At 69.7% G+C, this 20182-nt stretch carries 17 protein-coding genes; 11 read left to right on the top strand and 6 right to left on the bottom strand.

Annotated features, from left to right (window positions below; translation table 11 throughout):
- The first annotated feature begins 145 nt into the window (after positions 1-145).
- Positions 146-874, top strand: a complete 729-nt coding sequence (locus GGQ59_RS10930) for a YceI family protein (protein ID WP_183818478.1) — start codon at positions 146-148, stop codon at positions 872-874.
- On the opposite strand, the gene GGQ59_RS10925 is transcribed toward GGQ59_RS10930, so the two are convergent.
- Together GGQ59_RS10925 and GGQ59_RS10920 are read right to left on the bottom strand one after the other, a co-directional pair.
- Positions 828-1820 carry a sterol desaturase family protein gene (locus tag GGQ59_RS10925; protein ID WP_183818476.1) on the bottom strand — a complete coding sequence of 331 codons (993 nt, stop codon included), beginning with the start codon at positions 1818-1820 and terminating at the stop codon, positions 828-830. The two genes, GGQ59_RS10930 and GGQ59_RS10925, sit on opposite strands and share 47 nt — an antisense overlap.
- A gap of 9 nt (positions 1821-1829) precedes the next feature.
- Positions 1830-2279 carry a hypothetical protein gene (locus GGQ59_RS10920; RefSeq protein WP_183818474.1) on the bottom strand — a complete coding sequence of 150 codons (450 nt, stop codon included), beginning with the start codon at positions 2277-2279 and terminating at the stop codon, positions 1830-1832.
- A gap of 128 nt (positions 2280-2407) precedes the next feature.
- Between GGQ59_RS10920 and GGQ59_RS10915 the strand changes: the two genes are divergently transcribed.
- Together GGQ59_RS10915 and GGQ59_RS10910 are read left to right on the top strand one after the other, a co-directional pair.
- On the top strand, positions 2408-3016 hold the full coding sequence (locus GGQ59_RS10915; RefSeq protein WP_221400996.1) for a GNAT family N-acetyltransferase: 609 nt from the start codon (positions 2408-2410) through the stop codon (positions 3014-3016).
- On the top strand, positions 3013-3882 hold the full coding sequence (locus tag GGQ59_RS10910) for a nitrilase-related carbon-nitrogen hydrolase (protein WP_183818472.1): 870 nt from the start codon (positions 3013-3015) through the stop codon (positions 3880-3882). The genes GGQ59_RS10915 and GGQ59_RS10910 overlap by 4 nt, the downstream gene beginning before the upstream one ends.
- 3 nt (positions 3883-3885) lie before the next feature.
- On the opposite strand, the gene GGQ59_RS10905 is transcribed toward GGQ59_RS10910, so the two are convergent.
- From GGQ59_RS10905 to GGQ59_RS10890, 4 genes are all read right to left on the bottom strand, one after another.
- Positions 3886-4260: a hypothetical protein gene (locus GGQ59_RS10905; protein ID WP_183818470.1), complete on the bottom strand. Its 375-nt coding sequence runs from the start codon at positions 4258-4260 to the stop codon at positions 3886-3888.
- On the bottom strand, positions 4257-5819 hold the full coding sequence (locus GGQ59_RS10900; RefSeq protein WP_183818468.1) for an efflux transporter outer membrane subunit: 1563 nt from the start codon (positions 5817-5819) through the stop codon (positions 4257-4259). The genes GGQ59_RS10905 and GGQ59_RS10900 overlap by 4 nt, the downstream gene beginning before the upstream one ends.
- Before the next feature lie 61 nt (positions 5820-5880).
- A complete protein-coding gene (locus GGQ59_RS10895) occupies positions 5881-7353 on the bottom strand; it encodes a DHA2 family efflux MFS transporter permease subunit (protein ID WP_183818466.1) in 1473 nt (490 codons plus the stop codon).
- The gene (locus tag GGQ59_RS10890; RefSeq protein WP_183818464.1) at positions 7350-8561 is read right to left on the bottom strand and encodes an HlyD family secretion protein; all 1212 of its coding nucleotides are present in this window, start codon (positions 8559-8561) and stop codon (positions 7350-7352) included. Before GGQ59_RS10890 ends, GGQ59_RS10895 begins: the two co-directional genes overlap by 4 nt.
- Positions 8562-8747: 186 nt before the next feature.
- Between GGQ59_RS10890 and GGQ59_RS10885 the strand changes: the two genes are divergently transcribed.
- From GGQ59_RS10885 to GGQ59_RS10850, 8 genes are all read left to right on the top strand, one after another.
- A complete protein-coding gene (locus tag GGQ59_RS10885; protein ID WP_183818462.1) occupies positions 8748-11216 on the top strand; it encodes a vitamin K epoxide reductase family protein in 2469 nt (822 codons plus the stop codon).
- Positions 11217-11295: 79 nt separating this feature from the next.
- Positions 11296-11544: a hypothetical protein gene (locus GGQ59_RS10880; RefSeq protein ID WP_183818460.1), complete on the top strand. Its 249-nt coding sequence runs from the start codon at positions 11296-11298 to the stop codon at positions 11542-11544.
- A 102-nt stretch (positions 11545-11646) separates the two neighbouring features.
- Positions 11647-12303 carry a cytochrome c oxidase assembly protein gene (locus GGQ59_RS10875; RefSeq protein WP_183818458.1) on the top strand — a complete coding sequence of 219 codons (657 nt, stop codon included), beginning with the start codon at positions 11647-11649 and terminating at the stop codon, positions 12301-12303.
- Complete coding sequence (locus tag GGQ59_RS10870; protein WP_183818456.1) at positions 12300-13460, top strand: c-type cytochrome; 1161 nt, start codon at positions 12300-12302, stop codon at positions 13458-13460. Before GGQ59_RS10875 ends, GGQ59_RS10870 begins: the two co-directional genes overlap by 4 nt.
- Entirely contained in the window at positions 13457-14431 is a 975-nt protein-coding gene (locus GGQ59_RS10865; protein ID WP_221400995.1) for a c-type cytochrome, read from the top strand. The genes GGQ59_RS10870 and GGQ59_RS10865 overlap by 4 nt, the downstream gene beginning before the upstream one ends.
- Positions 14431-17007, top strand: coding sequence for a cytochrome c oxidase subunit I (locus GGQ59_RS10860; RefSeq protein WP_183818454.1), 2577 nt, complete (start codon positions 14431-14433; stop codon positions 17005-17007). The genes GGQ59_RS10865 and GGQ59_RS10860 overlap by 1 nt, the downstream gene beginning before the upstream one ends.
- A complete protein-coding gene (locus GGQ59_RS10855; protein WP_183818452.1) occupies positions 17007-17393 on the top strand; it encodes a hypothetical protein in 387 nt (128 codons plus the stop codon). Before GGQ59_RS10860 ends, GGQ59_RS10855 begins: the two co-directional genes overlap by 1 nt.
- A gap of 116 nt (positions 17394-17509) precedes the next feature.
- Positions 17510-20167, top strand: coding sequence for a glycoside hydrolase family 3 protein (locus GGQ59_RS10850; protein ID WP_183818451.1), 2658 nt, complete (start codon positions 17510-17512; stop codon positions 20165-20167).
- Positions 20168-20182 lie beyond the last annotated feature (15 nt).

Here is a 20182-nt window from a genome sequence, read left to right as displayed (position 1 = left end):
GCAGATAGAGGCTCGAAGGCCCGGTGTCACGATGGCGCAAGGCAAGAGCGGCCCCCGCCGCGCAAGACAGTTTGCCGCCCCGTGGCGTGGTCAGCCCCCGCACTGCGCCTTAGCTCGGTCAGGTCCCCTACCGAGAGAGGCCCTCATGACGCTCAAGACCCCCGCCCTTCTGACGACGTCCCTCGCCGCGCTGCTCCTCGCCGCCTGCGGCGGTGAGGCAAGCGAGGCGCCCGCTCAGAGCCGACAGACAGCGGAACAGGCCGCGAGCGCCGACGAACCCGTCGACCAGCAGGTCATCGAGGCGGAGGCGGAGAGCGTCGAAGAAGAGAACCCGCTCGCCGCGATCCCGGCCGGGACCTACGTCGTCGACCCCGGCCACGCCTACATCACGATGAGCTACAGCCACCTCGGCATGTCGCACCCGGTCCTGCGCTTCGACTCGTTCGACGCGACGGCGGAAGTGAACCCGGACGCCCCCGCCGCCAGCACGCTGCGCGTCGAGATCGACCCGACCTCCATCAACTCGGCGGTCGAGAAGTTCGACGAGCACCTGCAGAGCGCCGACATGTTCGACGTCGCGCAGTACCCCGAGATCACCTTCGTATCGACCGGGATCGAGATGGAGAGCGCGACGAGCGGAACGTTGACCGGCGACCTGACGATGAAGGGCGTGACCCGCCCGGTCACGCTCGACGTGACGCTCAACGGCGCGGGCATGCACCCGATGGCCGAGATCCCCGCCTTCGGCATCAGCGCGACGGGGACGCTCGACCGGACCGAGTGGAACCTCGGCTACGCCGTGCCGAACGTCGGCGCGGAGGTGGACCTCAGGATCGAAGCGGAGTTCCAGCAGGCGCAGGACGAGGCGGAGTGAGATCCTCTGGCGGGGCGGGGGCCTGTGTGACCTCGCCCCGCGGCGTGAGGCTCGCCGCCCGTTTGATCTGGGCGCTGGTCTTGCGGCTGCCGTCGTGGGACCAGCCGGGGCGCGCGAAGGCGTAGGCGAGCCTCTGGCGCATCGTCAGGCCCGGCCGCCCGACGTCCCGGCCGATAGAGACGTACTCGTGCACGGCCACCCTGAGCGGGTTGAAGGTCGCGATGTCGGAGACGAGCCCGTAGGCCACGGGTTCCGTCTCGTCCTCGGGCACGAAGGTCCCGAAGAGCCGGTCCCAGACGATGAGGACCCCGCCATAGTTGGCGTCGAGGTAGCGCGGGTTGCGTCCATGATGGACGCGGTGATGCGAGGGGGTGTTGAACACCGCTTCGGCCCATCGCGGCAGCCGCCCCACCGTCTCGGTGTGAATGAAGAACTGATAGAGCAGATTCAGCGAGCTGCAGAAGGCGATCAGGCCCGGATGGAAGCCGATCAGGACGAGCGGCACCTTCAGGACGAACAACCCCGTCGTGAAGCCGAACCAGGGCTGCCGAAGCGAGGTCGTCAGATTGTAGTGCCGAGAGCTGTGGTGGACGACGTGGTTCGCCCAGGCCCAGCGGACCTCGTGGCTGAAGCGGTGGCTCCAATAGTAGGCGAGGTCGTCGAGGACGAAGCAGGCCGCGACCGCCCAGAGGCTCAAGCCTATGTCGAGAAGCGCGAAGCGATGCAGCCAGAGAAGGCCTGCGTAGATCGCGGCGTAGACCGTGCCTGCCAGCAGGAGGCCGAAAGCGACGTTCCCCGCGCCCATGAAGAGGCTGGTCGTCGCGTCCTTCGATTCGTAGGCCCCGCGGGCCCTAGCCGTCGTGATCAGCGCGATCTCGAGCAGGATGAAGGCGATGTAGACGGGCGCCGCGAAGGAGGAGAGGTCTGGCAGCTCGTCGGGGCTCATGCCCCTACCCTAGCGCCGGGCCGCCCCGCCCGACAGCGCCTCGGGTAGTGGTCCCGGGACGACGCCCGCCTCGGCCAGCCACCGAGACAGCGCCTCGGGATCCTCGGTGCGCAGCGTGACGACCGGCTCCTCGAAGCTCCTGAGGCGAAGCCGCAGCTTGTGGTCCTGCGCGTCCGCGCGGCGGAGGTCGCCGGGCACGAGGTTGCGCAGGTGGGTGTGGCTGCCGTGCGAGCGGACGATGCAGGCGCCTTCGCGGGTACGAAAGAGGACGGCGTTCTCCGTCTCGAAGGGCGGGCCTTGCGGCGGCGCGCCGGTCGCCTCCTTCACCAGCGCGGCGGCGGCGTCGCGCGTCGGCAGGGCGGCCTCGGCGTGGCCCAGCCTCTTGAGAAGCCAGCCTATCCCGCCGATCGCCGCGAGGACGAAGAGGCCGTACAAGAGCAACGCTATCGGGCTCGTCATGCCTTCTAGCTAGGGATCGCGCTCGCTTCCGCCCGCTGAACTTCTCTTCAGAATGCAGCCTTGCGCATCGCCGCGTTGACCCTCCTTCCTCAGCCGATAGGTCAGACGCTGGAGAGGAGGTGCACGCGATGAACGCCGAACGAGCCCTGACGGTCAGAACGCTTCGCGGGGGCGAGGTCGAGCCCGCCCTCCCGGCCATCGCGGCGCTGCGGATCGAGGTCTTCCGGGACTATCCCTACCTCTATGACGGCGACGAGGCGTATGAGCGCCGCTACTTGGAAGGCTTCGCTCAGGCCAAGGACGCGGTCGCGGTCGTGGTGGAGGACGAAGGCCGCGTTGTCGGCTGCGCGACGGCCTCGGCCATCACAGACAGGGACGAAGCCTTCGCCGCGCCGATCGCGCCCCTCTTCGACCTCGCCGCTGTCTACTACCTCGGCGAGTCGGTCCTTCTGCCCGCCTATCGCGGCCGAGGGATCGGCCACGCCTTCTTCGACGGCCGCGAAGCCGCCGCGCGGGAAGGCGGCTACGCGCGCGCCTGCTTCTGCGCCGTTGAGCGGCCCGAACGCCATTCCTTCAAACCGGCGGGTTACCGCCCGCTCGATGGGTTCTGGCGGGCGCGGGGCTACGAGAGGCTCGACGGCGTGAGGACGGCCTTCGCCTGGCGCGAGGTCGGTCAGCACGAGGAGACCGAGAAGCCGATGGCTTATTGGACGAAGGCGTTGGAGCCGGAAGCGTGAACGCGCTTCGCCTCGCCCTCGCCCAGTACCCGATCGAGGAGCCAGCGACGCTCTCCGCCTACCTCGGCAAGTTGACCGCCTGGTGCGAGGAGGCGGCAGGCGCGGGCGCGCAGCTCCTGGTCTTTCCCGAGTATGCGGGCGCCGAGGCGATGGCGGTGTTCGGGCGGGCGGCGAACCGCGACCTCTCGGGCGCGACCGAGAAACTCCAGGACCTGCTGCCGGCGGTGGACGACCACCTCGCCGCGCTCGCGGCCCGCCTGGGGGTATGGATCGTCGGGCCGAGCGCGCCGCGGCGGACGGGCGACCGCCTGGTCAACCGCGCGAGCGTCTTCTCGCCGGACGGCATTCTCGACGTCCAGGACAAGGCGATCCTGACGCCTTTCGACCGGGAGGAGTGGCGCTTGTCCGGCGGCGACGCGCTGACGCTGTTCGAGACGCCCTTCGGCAAGGTCGGGGTGCTGATCTGCTACGACGTCGAGTTTCCGCTCCTCGCCCGCGACCTCGCCGCGCGGGGGGCGGCGCTTCTGGTCTGTCCGTCCTGCACGGACACGCTCGCGGGCTACTGGCGCGTGCGGATCGGGGCGCAGGCGCGAGCGCTCGAGAACCAGTGTGCCGTGGTGCAAGCGCCGACCGTGGGCGAGGCGCCGTGGACGCGGGCGCTCGACGTGAACCGGGGGGCGGCGGGGCTGTTCTTGCCGCCCGATCAACGGAGCGTGCCGGACGGCGTCGCCAAGCTCGGCCGCATGGACGAGCCGGGCTGGGTCCATGCGGAGGTTGGCTTGGACGCCGTGACGGCGCTGCGGGAACGCGGCGAGGTGCGCGGCTTTCGCGACTGGGACGAGCAGGCGCGGGTTCTGCCCGACTAATCGCTACTGCGGCCCGCTGCCCGAGGTCGCGCCCTGCCCGGTCTGACCGGAGGCGAGCGGCGCCGTCTGGCCGCTTGCTGCGCTCGGCGAGGCCTGACCTGCCTGTTGCGCGCCCGGACTGAGCGTTTGGGTCTGTTCGCCACCCCCGCCGGGCGTCATGGCGCCGCCCTCGCCGCCGCTTCCGGAGGGGCCGGACTGCGCGCCGGAGCCCCCACCGCCCATCTCTGCGCCGCCCGTGCCCCCGCCGCCGGCGGAACCAGCGGCGTAGTCGGTGGCGTACTCCTGGTCGGTCGGGATCGTCTGACCCTTCGGCGCGTCCTCGAGCGGGTCGGAGCAGGCGGCGAGGAGCAGGATCGCCGTCAGGGAAAGTCGTCTCATATGTCCTCTCCTTCTTTCGTCGCGTCGTCCGCGGGCCAGCCGCCGCCCAGGGCCTTGAACAGCGCGGCGGCGTCGATCGTGACGGCGCCGCGCGCCTGGGCGAGCTGATCCTCGGCGCTGACGAGGTCCTGCTGCGCCTCGAGCACGTCGAGCAGGGTGACGAGGCCCGCGGCGTAGCGTTCGCGCGCAAGGGCGAGCGCGCGGCGGTTCTTGTCCGCGAGGGCCTCCACCGTCGTGAGCCGAAGGCGATCCTCGCGCAGGCCGACGATCGCGTCCTCGACCTCGCCGATCGCGGTGAGGACGGCAAGGCGGTAGGCGGCGAGCGCGCCCTCGGCCTCGGCCCGGCGCTGCTCGACCCGCGCGCGCCTGCGCCCGCGGTCGAAGATCGGCGCGAGGACGTCCGCGCCCAAGGACCAGGTGCGGCTGCCCCAGTCGAAAAGGCTGTCCGCGTCCTGGCTTTGCAAGCCGACCTGCCCCGTCAGGGCGATGTTCGGGTAGAGGTCCGCCTGCGAGGCGCCGATGGCGTAGGTCGCCGCGCGCAGCTGCGCCTCCGCCGCGCGGATGTCGGGGCGGCGGCGCACGAGGTCGGCGGGCACGCCGACGGGGATGGCGCCGTCCTCCGGCACGGGCGGCGGGGCGGGATCGAGGAGGTCTGCGAGGCTGCCCGGCCGCTCGCCTGTCAGGATGCTGAGGCGGTGCCCGGTCTGCGCGATCGTCGCGCGAAGGGGCGGCAGCTGGACGCTGATCGCGTCGATGGCGGCGGCCGCCCTGAGAGAGTCGAGCTCGGTGACGAAGCCCGCATCGGCGCGCTCTTCGACCAGGGACGCGACCTCCTGCGCCGCTTCGAGGTTCGCCTCGGCGGCGCCCAACCTCGCCTGCGCGATCCGTAAGCTGACGTAGTCGCGAGCGATCTCGGCGACGAGGCTCGTGCGGAGGTCGGCGAGCTCGTAGGCCGAGGCCGCGACGCGGGCGTCCGCCGCCTGGAGGGTTCGGGTGAGCCCGCCGAAGAGGTCGAGCTCCCAGCGGGCGTCGAAGCCGAGCTGAAAGATGTTGATCGTGTCGCCGGGCGTGGGGAAGTTGCTGCTCGCTCCGCCCGGCGCGGCGCCGCCAGTGTCCTCGGCTTGCGCGGAAGCGCTCTGCTTTCGCGAAGCCGCGGGGCTTTCGGTTCCGCCCCCTGCGACCCCGCCGCCCGTCGCGCCGCCGAAGGGAAAGCCGTTCTCGCTGATCCGTGTACGGGTGGCCGAGCCTGAAGCGTCGAGGCTCGGTCCCGCCCCGCCCCGCGCCTGCGCCCGTTCGGCCCTGGCGGCGCGCAGGCGCGCTTCGGCTTGGGCGAGCTGCAGGTTGCCGAGCGCACCCTCCTCGATGAGGCGGGTGAGGGCCGGGTCGCCTAAACCGCGCCACCAGACGGCGAGGTCTTCGCCCGTCGCCCGCCCCGTCGCGGTGCCTGCCGATCCGCTCACGGCCTCGAAGCCGCCCTGGGGCGCGGGCGGCGCCTCCGGCTCGGGCCCGAGGGTCGTGCAGCCAGCGGCCAGGGCGGCGAAGAGGAGCGCACGCCTCATCCCGCCTCCGTGCCGCTCGGCTTGCCGCGGAGGAAGAGGACGAGGACGGTGGCGGACAGGGTCAGGACCGAGAAGATGAGAACACCTGCTCGTAGGCGAGGATGGAGACCTGCGCCTGAAGCTCGCGGTAGACGGCGCCCGGCCCGCCGAACTGCTGCGCGGCGCGCACGTACTCGTCATTGTAGGGGCTGGCGTAGACGGACAGCGTCTCCTGGAAGCTCTGCCGCCCGCGCGCGAGCAGGGTCGTGCCGAGGGCGACGCCGACCGAGCCGCCTAGATTCCGGGCGAGGTTGATGAAGGCGCCGACCTGCTCGCTCTTGTCGGGCGGCACGCCGATATAGGCGTGGCTCTGCACGGGCACGAAGAGGAAGGCGAGGCCGAGCGCCTGGACGAGGCGTACGCCGACGATCTGGGTGAAGCTCCACTCGAGGTTCACCTTCGAGGTCAGGTAGAGCGAGAAGGTCAGGATGAGGAAGCCCGGCAGGATGAGCGTCCAGGTCGGCACCGACCCCGTCAGCCGCCCCGCCACCGGGATGAACAAGAAGACGAGCACCGCGCCGAGCGCGACGGCGATGCCGGCCTGCGTCGCCGAGTAGCCGAAAGCCTGCTGCAGCATGAGCGGCAGGACCGTCGTCGCGCCGAAGAGGTTGAGGCCGATCGCGAAGAGCAGGCAGAAGGAGATCGCGAAGTTCGGGTTCTTGAAGAGCCGGATGTCGAGGATCGGGTTCTTCTTGTTCAGCTCCCAAAAGGGCAGCACCCCGAGGAACAAGATGACGACAGCGAAGGCGACGCGGATCAGCGTGCTCGCGAACCAGTCCTGGGGCTGCCCCTCATCGAGGAAGATCTCGAAGGCCGCGAGGCCGCCGACCGCGAGGAGGACGCCGAACCAGTCGACGCGCTTTAGGCCGAGGTCGCGTACCCTCTTGGTCTCGCGCTTCACGGCTGGGGTGTCCTGGATCACGAGGATCATGGCCGTCGCCGCGATGATACCGACCGGCACGTTCGACCAGAAGATCCAGCGCCAGGAGTACTCGTCGGAGACCCAGCCGCCGAGGATGGGGCCCGCGGCGGGCCCGACGACGACGGCCATGGAGTAGATCGCGAAGCCGAGGCCCCGCCTCTTCGGCGTGAAGCTGTCGGCGATGATCGAGCTTTCGGACGCCGCGTTCCCCGCCGCCGCCGCGCCTTGGATGATGCGGAAGAAGATCAGGCTCTGAAGGTTCCAGGCGACCGCGCAGAGCATGGAGGCGGCGGTGAAGAGGATGACGCAGGTGATGAACCAGCGCTTGCGCCCGAAATAGGTCGCGGCCCAGCCGGAGATCGGCATGACGGCGGCGTTGGCGACGAGGTAGGTCGTGAGGATGAGGTCGCTTTCCTCCGCCCCGACCCCGAGATTGCCCGCGACGGTGTTCAGCGAGACCGACAGCGCGGTCGAGTCGAGCGCCTCCACCAGCGTGCCGAAGCTGACGAGGGCGGCGACGAGCAGCGGGCTGACGCCGGGCTTCGCCGCCGAGCGCGGCAGCGCCTCGCTCATCGGACCTTGGCCTTCACCTGCACCGACATGCCCGGCAGGACGGGGGCTTCGCTAGGAAAGCCCGAGAAGGCGCCTTCCTCGAAGCGGATGCGGACGGGCACGCGCTGGGTCGTCTCGACCCAGTTGCCGGTCGCGTTCTGGGGCGGGAAGAGCGAGAACTCGGCGCCGGTGCCGACCTGGAAGCTCTCGACATGGGCGGGCAGCTCGAAGCCGGAAAAGGCGTCGATGGTGACCGTGACGGGCTGACCCGGCCGCATCAGCTGCAGCTGGTCCTCCTTGAAGTTGGCGTCGACCCAGCGGGCGCGGCCGACCAGCGCAAGCACGGGCTGGCCCGTGGTCACGTAGTCGCCGGGCACGGCGTCGAAGTTCGTCACCTGTCCGGTGATCGGCGCGAGAAGCACCGTGTCGCGCTGGTTGAGCTGCGCGTCGGAGAGGGCGGCGGCGGCTTGTTCCCGCCGCGCTTCGGCGGCCTGGACGTCGGCTTCGGCTTGGGTGACGCGGGCGTTGGCCGAGCGCAGCGCCGCCTGCGCCGCGTCGAGCTCCTGCCCCGCCCGCGCCGCGGCGGAGACGCTGAGAAGCCGGTTCACCTCCCGCTGCGCCCGCTCCTGCTCGGCGGCCGCGACCTCGACGGACGCGCGGGCCTGCGCGGCCTGCGCGTCGGCTGCGGAGACCTCCGCCTGCGCTCGCGACAGAGAAACCTCGTAACCGCCGCCCGCGAGGGTCAGGAGGGGCTGGCCCGCCTGGACGGTCTCGTTGTTCCGCACGTGGATGCGGGCGATGTGGCCGCTGACGCCGGGGGAAAGGTCCACCACCGGCGCGGCGATGTAGGCGTTCTTCGTGCTTTCGTACTGCCGCGCGTCGAGCCACCACAGGATGGCGAGGGTGACCGCGACGACGAGCACGAGGAGGATACCCCCCGCAACGATTTTGCCGCGCCACGTATGAAGCCGGTCGCGAATGGTCGGGCCTTCATCGTCGTCCCCTTCGTCGCCTTCCTCGTTCCCGTCTTGTCCGTCGTCCTTCTGCGCAGCGTCCTCGTCCCGCTCGCCGGCAGGCTTGCGCTTCGCAGGGGGCTCGTCTCGGTCGGCCGGGCGATCCTCGGTCTCCCGCTCTTCTTCGCGGTTCGAAGGCGCCGCGGCACCGTCGTCGCGCTCGCGCCGATACAGGCGGCGGTGGTCGTCGAGATCGGTCGAGGCCTGTTCCGCCAAGCGCTGTGCTCCTCTGCGGGCGGTGAGGATCAAGAAGAGGATTTTGCAGCCGCTAACATCGTGCCTCGGCGCTGGTTCCCGGGCCGTTGAATAAACGTTCAAGGAACCGGGCTCCCAGCGTCACTGTCACCCGACAGCTCGGCGCTCGGTCCAGGCGGGCCCGCGCGGCTAGGAAGAAGGGCGGGCATGGCGGACAGCGAACGACCCCTCGTGATCATCACCGGCGGCGGCGGCGACATCGGTTCGAGCCTCGTGAAACGGCTTCAAGACCGCTACCGCGTTGCGGTTCTGGATCGCCACGAGGCCCCTGGCGTCGCGATCTCGCAAACCTTCGACCTGACGAAGAAGGAGGCGGTCGAGGATGCCCTGGCGGGCATCGCCGAGAAGGGCGGCGATCACGTGGCCGCCGTCATCCACCTCGCCGGCTACTTCGACTTCACGGGCGAGCACGACCCGAAATACGAGGCCGTCAACGAGGACGGCACGCGCTACCTCCTCCAGGCGCTGCAGCGCTTCGAAGTCGAACGCTTCGTCTACGCCGGCACCATGCTCGTGCACGAGGCGAAGCGCCCGGGCGAGCGGATCGACGAGGACACGCCGCTCGATCCCGGTTGGGCGTACCCGGAATCGAAGGCGAAGACCGAAACGATCATCCGGGAGGAGCGGGGCGACATTCCCGTTACCCTCCTCCACCTCGCCGGGCTCTACGACGAGGAGACGGCGGTTCCGACGCTGTCCCATCAGATCGCGAGGATCTACGAGAAGTCCCTGAAGTCGGGCTTCTACTCGGGCGACCTTAGTGCCGGCCAGGCCTTTCTGTACCGGGACGACATGATGGACGCCTTCGCCGCCGTCGTCGACCGGCGCGAGGCGCTTCCCGACGAACACGTCGTCCTGATCGGAGAGCGCGAGGCGGTAAGCTACGAGCGGCTGCAAAACCGCCTTGGCGCGCTGATCCACGGCAAGGACCATTGGGGCACGCTGTCGGTGCCGAAACCCCTCGCCAAGGCCGCCGCCGAAGCGCAGCTCAAGACCGAGCCGCTCGTCCCCGACGAGATCGACCGGGGGCAGAAGCCGTTCATCCGCCCCTTCATGATCGACCTCTCTTCGGACCACTACGCGCTGAACACGGACGAGGCGGAGCGGCTCCTGGGCTGGCGGGCGAAGCACTTCATCCTCGACGAGCTGCCCGCCATGATCGCTCGTTTGAAGGAAGACCCGGCGGGCTGGTACGAGCGCAACCACATCACCCCGCCGCGCTGGCTTCAGATGGCGGAAGAACGCGGCGCGCAACCAGACCAATTGCGCGCGCATGCGGACGAGAAGGCCACGGCGCAGCATCGCGCGAACCTGTGGGCTCCCTTCGCGGTCATGTTCGCGGGAACCTGGCTTCTGAGCGCGCCGGCCTTTCTGGGTTACGACAGCGCCTTCCTCGGCTGGTCGGACGTCCTGGCCGGGCTCGCCGTCATCGTCCTCGGCGCGCTCTGCCTGAAGCGGCGCCTCGGCGTTTTGCGATGGGCCGTCGCGCTGGTCGGCATTTGGATCATGTTCGCGCCGATCGCGGTCTCGACACCCTCGGCGGCGGCGTACCTTCACGGGACCCTGGTCGGGACGGTCGTCTTCGGCCTCGCCGTCGCCCTGCCCCCGCCGCCCGGCCTCTCGCCGCTCGCGAAGGAGACGGGACCGGCGGTGCCGCCCGGCTGGTCCTTCAACCCTTCGGCCTGGCTTCAGCGCCTGCCGGTCATCGTGCTCGCCATCGTGGGGCTACACGTCTCGCGCTACCTGACGGCCTATCAGCTCGGGCACATAGACGGCGTGTGGGAGCCCTTCTTCGGCGGCGCTGCGGCCAACCCGCAGAACGGGACCGAGGAGATCATCACCTCACGGATCTCCGAGGCCTGGCCGGTCTCGGACGCGGGGGTCGGCGCGCTGACCTACATGCTGGAGATCCTGACCGGCCTCGTCGGCTCGACCCGCCGCTGGCGGACCATGCCGTGGCTGGTCCTCCTCTTCGGCATCATGATCGTACCGCTCGGTGCGGTCTCGATCACCTTCATCATCATCCAGCCGATCCTGATCGGGACCTGGTGCACGCTGTGCCTGATCGCGGCGGCGGCGATGCTGATCCAGATCCCCTACTCGGTCGACGAGCTGGTCGCGACGTGCGGCTACCTCTGGCGCAAGCACAAGGCGGGCGAGCCGACCCTCCGCATCCTGTTCACGGGCGGCACGGACGAGGGTGAGGACGAGACGCCGGAGGACGAGTTCGCCCGGCCGGTCGGCGCGCAGGTCAGGGACGTCTTCACCGGCGGCATCACCCTGCCCTTGACGCTCATGGTCTGCCTCGCGATCGGCATCGCGGAGATGTTCACGCGGCTGACGCTCGGCGCGGCGGGCGGCCTTGCCGATGCCGACCACCTCATCGGCGCGATCGTCGTGACGGTCACGGTGACGGCGCTCGCGGAGAGCGTGCGCGCGGTCCGGTTCGTGAACATCCCCCTCGGCCTCGCGCTGATGATCGTGCCCTTCGCCTATGGCGAGGACCTCCTCGGCATCGCGCTGCGCGTGCTGGCAGGGGCGGCGCTGATCGCGCTGTCGGTGCCGCGGGGATCGATCAAGAACCGTTATGGCGGGTGGTCGAAGGCGATCGTCTAACCAGACGCTAGGCCGCCGCCCGCAGAAGGGGGGCCGGCCTACGGATGTTCTCTTCCCGCTTGCTCGTACGGGAAGAGCCGTGAGCGCGACACGGAACCTTCCCGAAACCATGCGGGCGGTCGTCATCGGCCGCTTCGGCGCTCCCGAGGAACTGAGCCTTCGGATCGTGCCGGTCGCACCCCTCGACCCGGACGAGCGCCGCAACGCACTGGTCGGGAAGGCGCCGTTCAAGGTCAGCGTCACGCAGCGCTTTCCGCTCGACCGGATCAAAGAGGCCGAGGAGGCGGTCCGAGGCTCCAACGTCGGACGGGTGATCGTATCGGTTTGAGCCGGGCCGCCGAAGGTGGCAGGCGTGCTTGCTCCCGCGGCGGTGCCTTCTAGATGGCTGATGAGGGGAAGAAGGCCGCATGCCGGTCGTGAAGGAGGCGGAATGGGCGAACTGGCAGGCGCTAAGGAGCGTGACGCCCGGCCTGGGCCCGCGCTCCGCGTGCCGGCGGGGCGGACGGTTCTGTTCGCCGTCCTTGCCGTTGCGGGCCTCTCGCTCCTTGCCTGCCTGCCGCTCGCGACGGGGCACCTCTCCCGGCACATGATCGTGCACATCCTGCTGATGAGCGTGGCCGCACCGGCGCTCGCGCTCCTCGGTCAGACTTCGCGCTCCCGCCGCTTCGACCTGCCGCTTCTGCCGGCGACGCTCCTGCAGCTCGGCGTCTTCTTCGCCTGGCACTCGCCGCCGGGGCTCGCCCTCGGGATGAGCGGGCCGCTCGCCATGCTGGCGATGCAGGGCTCGCTTCTCCTCGTGGCCTTCGTATTCTGGCGTGCGGTCCTGCGCGCCGCGGACCGGCACCCCTTCGGCGCGGTGGCGAGCCTCCTCGTCACCGGCAAGCTGATCTGTCTTTCGGCGGTCATCTGGGTATTCTCGCCGAGGGTGCTGTTCGGCGCCGCGAGCGAGGGCGCTCTCGACGATCAGCACCTTGCGGGCCTCATCATGCTCACCGCCTGCCCCCTTACCTACATCGCGGCGAGCACGGTCCTCTGCACGCGCTGGCTCCGCCGCCTCGACCTCGGGGCGGGGGCGTCCGTTCAGTGAGGTTCAGGCCGCCGAGACCCGACAGCCCTAAGCGGGTTCTCGGCTACCTCGCGGGGCTCGTCCTCTTCGGTATCGTCGGCGCGATCGCCCTCGCCTATACCGGTCTTTACAACATCGCCGCCGACCACGGTCACCCGCCGCCGGTCTACTGGTTCTTGGAAGTCGGCATGACCCGCTCGATCGAGCTTCATGCGGACAATGACGAGGTGCCGCCCCCGGCGGCGCCCGGCCTCGCGCGCCTCGGCGCCGGGCACTTCGCGGGCGGCTGCGAGTACTGCCACGGCAAGCCGGGCGTGCCGCCCGATCCGATCTCGCGCCGCATGCTGCCCATGCCGCCCAAGCTCGAGCGGGCGTCGGACCACTGGACGCAAGGCGAGCTCGCCTGGATCCTCGACCACGGCATCCAGGCGTCGGGCATGCCCGCCTGGCCGAGCCAAGTGCGGGCCGACGAGGTCTGGGCGGTGGTCGCCTTCCTGGAAGAGCTGCCGAACCTCAGCACCGCCGAGTACGAACGGATGGTCGCGGGGAACGCACGCCTCGGCGCACGGTCGGCGGACGAGATCACCGATTGGGGAGAAGCGGAGGCGTCGCTGACCGGCTGCGCGCGCTGCCACGACACGCCGGACGCGCCGCCCGTCAGCACGCTGGTACCGCGTCTCGGCGGCCAGTCGCGCGACTACCTGCTCGCCGCGCTCAAGCAGTACCATCTCGGCGACCGCGAGAGCGGGTTCATGATGCCGGTGGCGGCGGCGCTGGACGCGGCGCAGCGCTCGCGCCTCGCGGACTACTACGCGGCCCTCGAGACGCCGCCCCACGAACAGGCGCCGCCCGACGAAGGCGCCGTCGCGCGCGGCGAGCAGCTCGCCCTGTTCGGCGACAAGGACGGAATGATTCCCTCCTGCCGGTCCTGCCATGGCGAGGGGGCACGGGCGGACTATCCCAAGCTCGACGGGCAGTCCGCCGACTACCTCGCGCAGCAGCTGCGGCTTTGGCAGGACGGCGTGCACGGACGAAGCGAGGCGGGCCGGATCATGGCGACGATCGCGCAGCGCATGAGCGCCGAGCAGGTGAAGGACAGCGCGGCCTACTACGCGAGCCGGCCCGCCTTCGCGCCGGGCGGCGGCACGCGGCAGGCCAGGGCGGACGGGGCGCCGTGAAGCGGGCCGGGCCGCTTCTCCTCCTCCTGCTCGTCGCGGCCTGCGCCGGGCCGCAATCGGCCTTGAGCGGCGCCGGGTCGGGGTCCGGCCGCGCTCTCCTGCTGACGATCGTCATGACCGTCGGCTTCACAGCCGTCTTCGCGCTGGTCCTCGGCCTGACCGCGCTCGCCATCTTCGGGCCGCAGGGTTGGCGGGAGCGCTTCGGACGCGAAGGCTGGGTCTACGGCCTCGGCATCGCCTTTCCGGTCGTCGTCATCGGCGCGCTCCTCCTGTGGGGCTTCGCGATCCTGGGGGCGGACGAAGCGCTGGCGGATGCGGAGGACCCCGTTCGGATCGAGGTGACCGGGGAGCGGTGGTGGTGGCGCGTGACCTACCTGACCGATGACGGCCGAAGGGTCGAGAGCGCCAACGAGCTGCGCGTGCCGGTGGGCCGCACGGTCGAGCTCGCGCTGAAGAGCGCCGACGTGATCCACAGCTTCTGGCTGCCCGCCTATGCGGGGAAGACGGACATGATCCCGGGGCGGACCAACACGCTGCGCTTCGTCGCGGACGAGGCGGGCCGCGTCCGCGGCCAATGCGCGGAGTATTGCGGCGGCGCGCACGCCTTCATGGCGTTCTGGGTCGAGGCGATGCCGGAGGCCGCGTTCGAGGACTGGCTGGAGCACGAGGCGGGGCCGCCCCCGGAAACGTCTTTCCCTGACGGGGAGACGGTGTTCCTGTCGAGCGGCTGCGGCGGCTGCCACGCCGTGCGCGGCACGCCCGGGGCGAGCGGCGAGATCGGCCCGAACCTCAGCCATGTCGGCAGCCGGACGTCGCTCGGCGCGGGCATCATGCCGAACGACCGGGAAGCGTTCGTCCGATGGGTCGCCGACCATCAGGAGATCAAGCCGGAGAACAACATGCCGCCCTACGACATCCTGAACGACGAAGAGCTCGCGGCGCTCGGCGCCTACCTCGAAGGGCTTCAGTGATGCTCGACCGGACGACCGACGAGGACCGCATCCGCGCCTTCGGCGCGCTGCCGCAGAAGGGCCTGCCGAACCCGGGGCCGCGGCCCGAGGGCGAGGAGGAAGAACTCCTGAAGATCTGGGCGACGCCCACGGGCTGGCGCCTGCCGACGGCGGTGAACAACACCGTCATCGGCATTCTCTACATCGGGGCGGCCTTCGTCTTCTTCGTCCTGGCGGGCATCCTCGCGCTCGTCATGCGCACGCAGCTCGCCGTGCCGAACAACGACCTTCTGACCCAGGACCTCTACAACCAGCTCTTCACGACGCATGGCACGACCATGATGTTCCTCTTCGCCATCCCGTCCATGGAGGCGCTGGGGGTCATGCTGCTGCCGCAGATGCTGGCCGCGCGGGACCTGCCCTTCCCGCGCCTGTCGGCCTTCGCGATCTGGGCCTACGTCGTCGGCGGCGCGGTGTTCTTCACCACGGTCTTCTACGACCTCGCGCCCAGGGGCGGCTGGTTCATGTATCCGCCCAACACGCTCAAGGAGTTCGCGCCCGGCGACAACGCGGACTTCTGGCTCCTCGGCATCGGCTTCATCGAGATCTCCGCCATCGCGGGCGCGATCGAGATCATCGTCGGCACGCTGAGGACGCGGCCGCCGGGCATGTCGCTCGACAAGCTGCCGATCTTCGGCTGGGCCATGCTGATCTTCGCAGGCATGATCATGGTCGCCTTCCCGGCGGTGATCCTCGCCACCATGCTGCTCGAGATCGAGCGCAGCTTCGGCTGGCCGTTCTTCTCGCCCGAAGGCGGCGGCGATCCCCTCTTGTGGCAGCACCTCTTCTGGTTCTTCGGGCACCCGGAAGTCTACATCATGTTCCTGCCCGCGGCGGGGCTCGTCTCGATGATGATCCCGACGATCGCCCAGACCAAGCTCGTCGGCTACCGCCTCGTCGTCCTCGCCCTCATCGCCACCGGCTTCTTCAGCTTCGGGCTGTGGGTGCACCACATGTACGCGACGGGCATTCCCGGGCTCAGCCTCGCCTTCTTCTCGGCGGCGAGCGCGGCGGTCGCGATCCCGTCGGGCATCCAGGTCTTCTCCTGGCTCGCGACCCTGGCGAAGGGAAGAAGGCGCATCCGCTTCACCCCGCCCGCGCTCTTCCTCCTCGGCACGGTCTTCATCTTCGTGCTCGGCGGGCTGACGGGCGTGATGGTGGCGATGGTGCCCTTCGACCTTCAGGCGCACGACACCTACTTCATCACCGCGCACATGCACTACGTCATGATCGGCGGCATGGTCTTTCCGCTCTTTGCGACCTTCTACTACTGGGCGCCGATGGTCTCGAGCCGCCTCCTGTCGGAGCGCCTGGGCCAGGTCGCCTTCTGGCTGATGTTCATCGGCTTCAACGTGTCGTTCTTCCCCATGCACATCACCGGCCTTCTCGGCATGCCGCGCCGGGTCTGGACCTATCCGGACGAGGTCGGCTGGGGCGGCTACAACATGGTCTCGACGATCGGCGCCTACATCATCGCGGCCGGGGTGGCGGTGTTCATCTGGGACCTGATCAAGAACTTCCGGGTCGGAAACGCGGAGGAGGACAACCCCTGGAACGCAGGCACGCTCGAGTTCCTGCCGCAGGACGACTACTCGACGCGCTCGATCCCGCACGTCACCACCCGCGACCCCCTATGGGACCAGCCCGGACTGGCCGAGGAGGTGAAGGCGGGCCATCACTACCTGCCGAACGCGCCGACGGGCGGACGCGAGACGATCGTCACCTCCGCGATCCACGCCGTGCCGCAATACGTCATCCAGATGCCGGGGCCGAGCTGGACCCACGTCATCGCCGCGGTCGCCACGGCCGCGACCTTCCTTTTGCTGACGGTGAAGGTCGTCACCCTCGCGATGATCTGCGCGGTGGTCGCCGTCGCGGCGATGTTCTTCTGGCTCTGGGACGTCGACCGGGGGCCGGACAAGGGGCCGGTCGAGATCGGGCACGGCATCGAGCTGCCCGTCTACGTGACGGGCCCCGTCGCGCACGGATGGTGGGCGATGATGGTGCTCTACCTCGTCGGGGGCTCCTTGTACCTCTCCTACCTGTTCTCCTACCTCTACATGTGGACGGTGAGCCCGGAGACCTGGCCCCAAGGCGGCGCTGGCCTAGCGAACCTCGGCTGGCCGCTCCTGTCCGCCCTCTGCCTGATCGGCTCGGCGGCCGCCTTCTACTTCACCAAGCGGGTCCTGCCCGAGCGGGGGCGGATCAACCTCGCGCCGGCCTTGCTGATGGGCGGCGGCGCCCTCCTCGCCTGCGCGGGCGTCGCGGCGGAGATCTGGGGACACGTTCAGGCGGGGCTTCGGCCGACGCAGTCCGTCTACGATGCGATGGTCTACCTTTCGCCCGTCCTGACGGGGCAGATCGTCGTCGCCATCTGCTTCATGACGCTCTTCGTCCTCCTGCGCCACGCGCGCGGCAAGCTCGATAACGTCCGCTACGCGAACTACGAGAACACGGCGCTCCTCGTCTACTTCGCCGTCGGCCAGGGCCTTCTCGGCCTCCTCTTCATCCACGGCTTTCCCCGGATGGTCGGCTGATGGCGGGAACCGAGACCCCGCGCGTCCGCGAAGGCTTCTGGCGGCTGACCCTGTTCTCGCTGGCGGGGCCTTTCCTCTGGGCGCTGCACTTCGGCGCGCTCTACGGAGTGCAGCACACCGCCTGCCTCGCGACGGGCGTCGCGCGCGACGGCGGCGGGATCACGGTCTACATCGCGGTCGCGACGGCGGCGTTCCTCGTTCCCCTCCTCGCCCTTGTCTTCAAGCCGCGCCTCGTCGCGAGGCTGTTCAGGGCGCGCTTCGCGGACGAGGCGCTGGAGCGCTTCTTGCTCTCGGCCGCGCGCTTCATGGCGGGCCTGTCGGCCTTCGGCGTCCTGGGCGCGGGGCTCGCGCCCTTCTTCCTTCGAGACTGCCCGCCCCTGGGCTGACCCGGGTTAACCCCAACTACATGCGGTGCTAGCGTCCCGGCCAAGGCCGTGCGACGGATGTTGCACGCTAACAGATCGCGGGCCGACCGCGGCGACAACCGAACAGGGATGGAACGATGACGACGACCACCGCCCGCCGCCTCGCCGCGGCCCTCCTCGCCACGAGCGCGCTGGCGGCGCCGGCCCTCGCCTTCGCGCAGGACGCCGCGCCCCAAGAGGCGAGCGCCGATCAGGACCGCGCGCCCTACATGGACGCTTCGCTCTCGCCGCAGGAGCGCGCGGCCGACCTCGTCAGCCGCATGACCCTCGAGGAGAAGGCGGCGCAGATGTACGACAAGGCGCCCGCGATCGAGCGCCTGGGCGTGCCCGCCTACAATTGGTGGAACGAAGCGCTGCACGGCGTCGCGCGCGCCGGCCACGCCACCGTCTTCCCCCAAGCGATCGGCATGGCCGCGACCTGGGACGAAGACCTGATGCTCGAGATCGCGAACACGATCTCCGACGAGGGCCGCGCGAAGTATCATCACTACATCGCCGAGGACGTACGCGCGATGTATGGCGGGCTCACCTTCTGGTCGCCCAACATCAACATCTTCCGCGATCCGCGCTGGGGCCGGGGTCAAGAGACCTATGGCGAGGATCCGTTCCTGACGGGCCGCATGGCGGTGAACTTCGTTAACGGCCTCCAGGGCGACGACGAGAAGTACCTCAAGACCGTCGCCACCGTGAAGCACTACGCCGTACACTCCGGACCCGAGCCGTCGCGTCACCGCGACGACTACTCCGCCTCCGACGCGGACCTGCACGAGACCTACCTGCCCGCCTTCAAGATGGCGTTCGACGAGACCGAGGTCGCCTCGGTGATGTGCGCCTACAATGCGGTCTGGGGCGCGCCCGCCTGCGGGTCGGAGCGCCTGATGGTGGACCTCCTGCGCGGCGAGCTCGGCTTCGACGGCTACGTCGTGTCGGACTGCGGCGCGATCGGCGACTTCTACTACCCCGAGGCCCACGCCTACGTGGAGACCGAGGAGCAGGCCGCCGCCGAGGCCGTGAAGATGGGCACGGACCTCAACTGCGGCGACGGCAGAGGATCGAAGTTCGACGCGCTGCCGGCGGCGGTGAGCGAAGGCCTGATCGACGAGGCCACGATCGACCAGGCGGTGACGCGCCTCTTCAAGGCCCGCTTCGAACTCGGCATGTTCGACGACGACGCCGACGTGCCGTTCACGGACATCCCCTTCTCGGAAGTCGCGAGCGAAGAGAACATCGCGCTGTCCGAACAGGCCGCCCGTGCCTCGCTCGTGCTCCTCAAGAACGACGGCGTCCTGCCCCTTCAAGAGGGCACGAAGGTCGCGGTGATCGGGCCGAACGCGGACAATTGGTGGACGCTGGTCGCGAACTACAACGGCATCCCGACGCAGGCGACGACGGCGCTTGCGGGCGTGCGCGAGAAGGCGGGCGAAGAGAACGTCACCTACTCGGCCGGCTCCGCCATCGCGGGCGACATCTACACGACCTACGACGCGGTGCCCGCCTCGGTCCTGTTCCACGAGGACGAGGACGGCGAGATGCAGCCGGGGCTTCAGGCCGCCTACTACGACGATCCGGCCCGCGAGGGCGAGCCGGCCAAGACCCAGGTCGACGAGAACATCGACTTCTATTGGGAGCGCACGCCGTCGAACGACGCGCTCGCCGACGAGTTCGGCGCGACCTGGGAAGGCGTGATCGTCCCCGAGGAGAGCGGGTCTTACGCCTTCAAGGCGTCGCGCTGGCTCGAAGTCACGGTGGACGGGCAGGAGATCGGCACCGAGCCGATGCAGCTCGAGGCGGGGCAGCGCTACCCCCTCACCGCCACCTTCGGCCTCGACAGCGGCTGGACGCGCGACGCGCTCGAGAAGTTCGCCGAGCTCGAGTGGACGCGGACCGACATCGACCTTCGCGCCGAGGCGATGGCGGCGGCCGAAGAAGCCGACGTCGTCCTCTTCTTCGGCGGCATCGACGCGAACCTCGAAGGCGAGGAGATGCCGGTCGAGATCGACGGCTTCCTCGGCGGGGACCGCACGAGCCTCGACCTGCCCGCCCCGCAAGAGGAGCTGCTCGAAGCGCTGAAGGGCACGGGCAAGCCGCTCGTCCTCGTCAACTTCTCGGGCAGCGCCATGGCGCTCAACTGGGCGGACGAGAACGCCGATGCGATCGTGCAGGCCTTCTACCCCGGCGAGAAGGCGGGCACGGCGATCGCCGACCTCCTCTGGGGCGAGTTCAGCCCGTCGGGCCGCCTGCCGGTGACGTTCTACCGTTCGGTGGACGACCTGCCCGAGTTCGGTGACTACTCGATGCAGAACCGGACGTACAAGTACTATACCGGCGAGCCGCTCTACCCGTTCGGCTACGGCCTCAGCTACACCGAGTTCGGCTTCGGCAAGATGAAGACGCCGCGCAGGCACGATGCGAGCCAGCCCCTGCCCGTCAGCTTCACCGTGACGAACGAGGGCGAGCGCGAGGGCCGCGAGGTCGTGCAGGTCTACCTCTCTCACGAGGACCGCGCGAACGAGTCGGTGCCGATGAAGGAACTCGTCGCCTTCGACGTGGTCGACCTCGCCCCCGGCGAGAGCAAGACGGTCGAGTTCGAACTCGCCCCCGAGCGCCTCGGCTACTTCGCCGAGGACGGCAGCTTCGTGACGCCCACGAGCGGCCGCGCGACGATCACCGCGGGCGGCGGCCAGCCGGGCACGGAAGGCACCGTGTCCAAGCGCGTGACGTTCCGGGGCGAGTAAGCCTCAATCCGACGA

Origin of the sequence: Parvularcula dongshanensis (genome assembly GCF_014199615.1) — a bacterium.
GTDB lineage: Bacteria > Pseudomonadota > Alphaproteobacteria > Caulobacterales > Parvularculaceae > Parvularcula > Parvularcula dongshanensis.
Note: the sequence above shows the minus strand (reverse complement) of the source record. Positions and strands in the feature narration are given on the sequence as shown.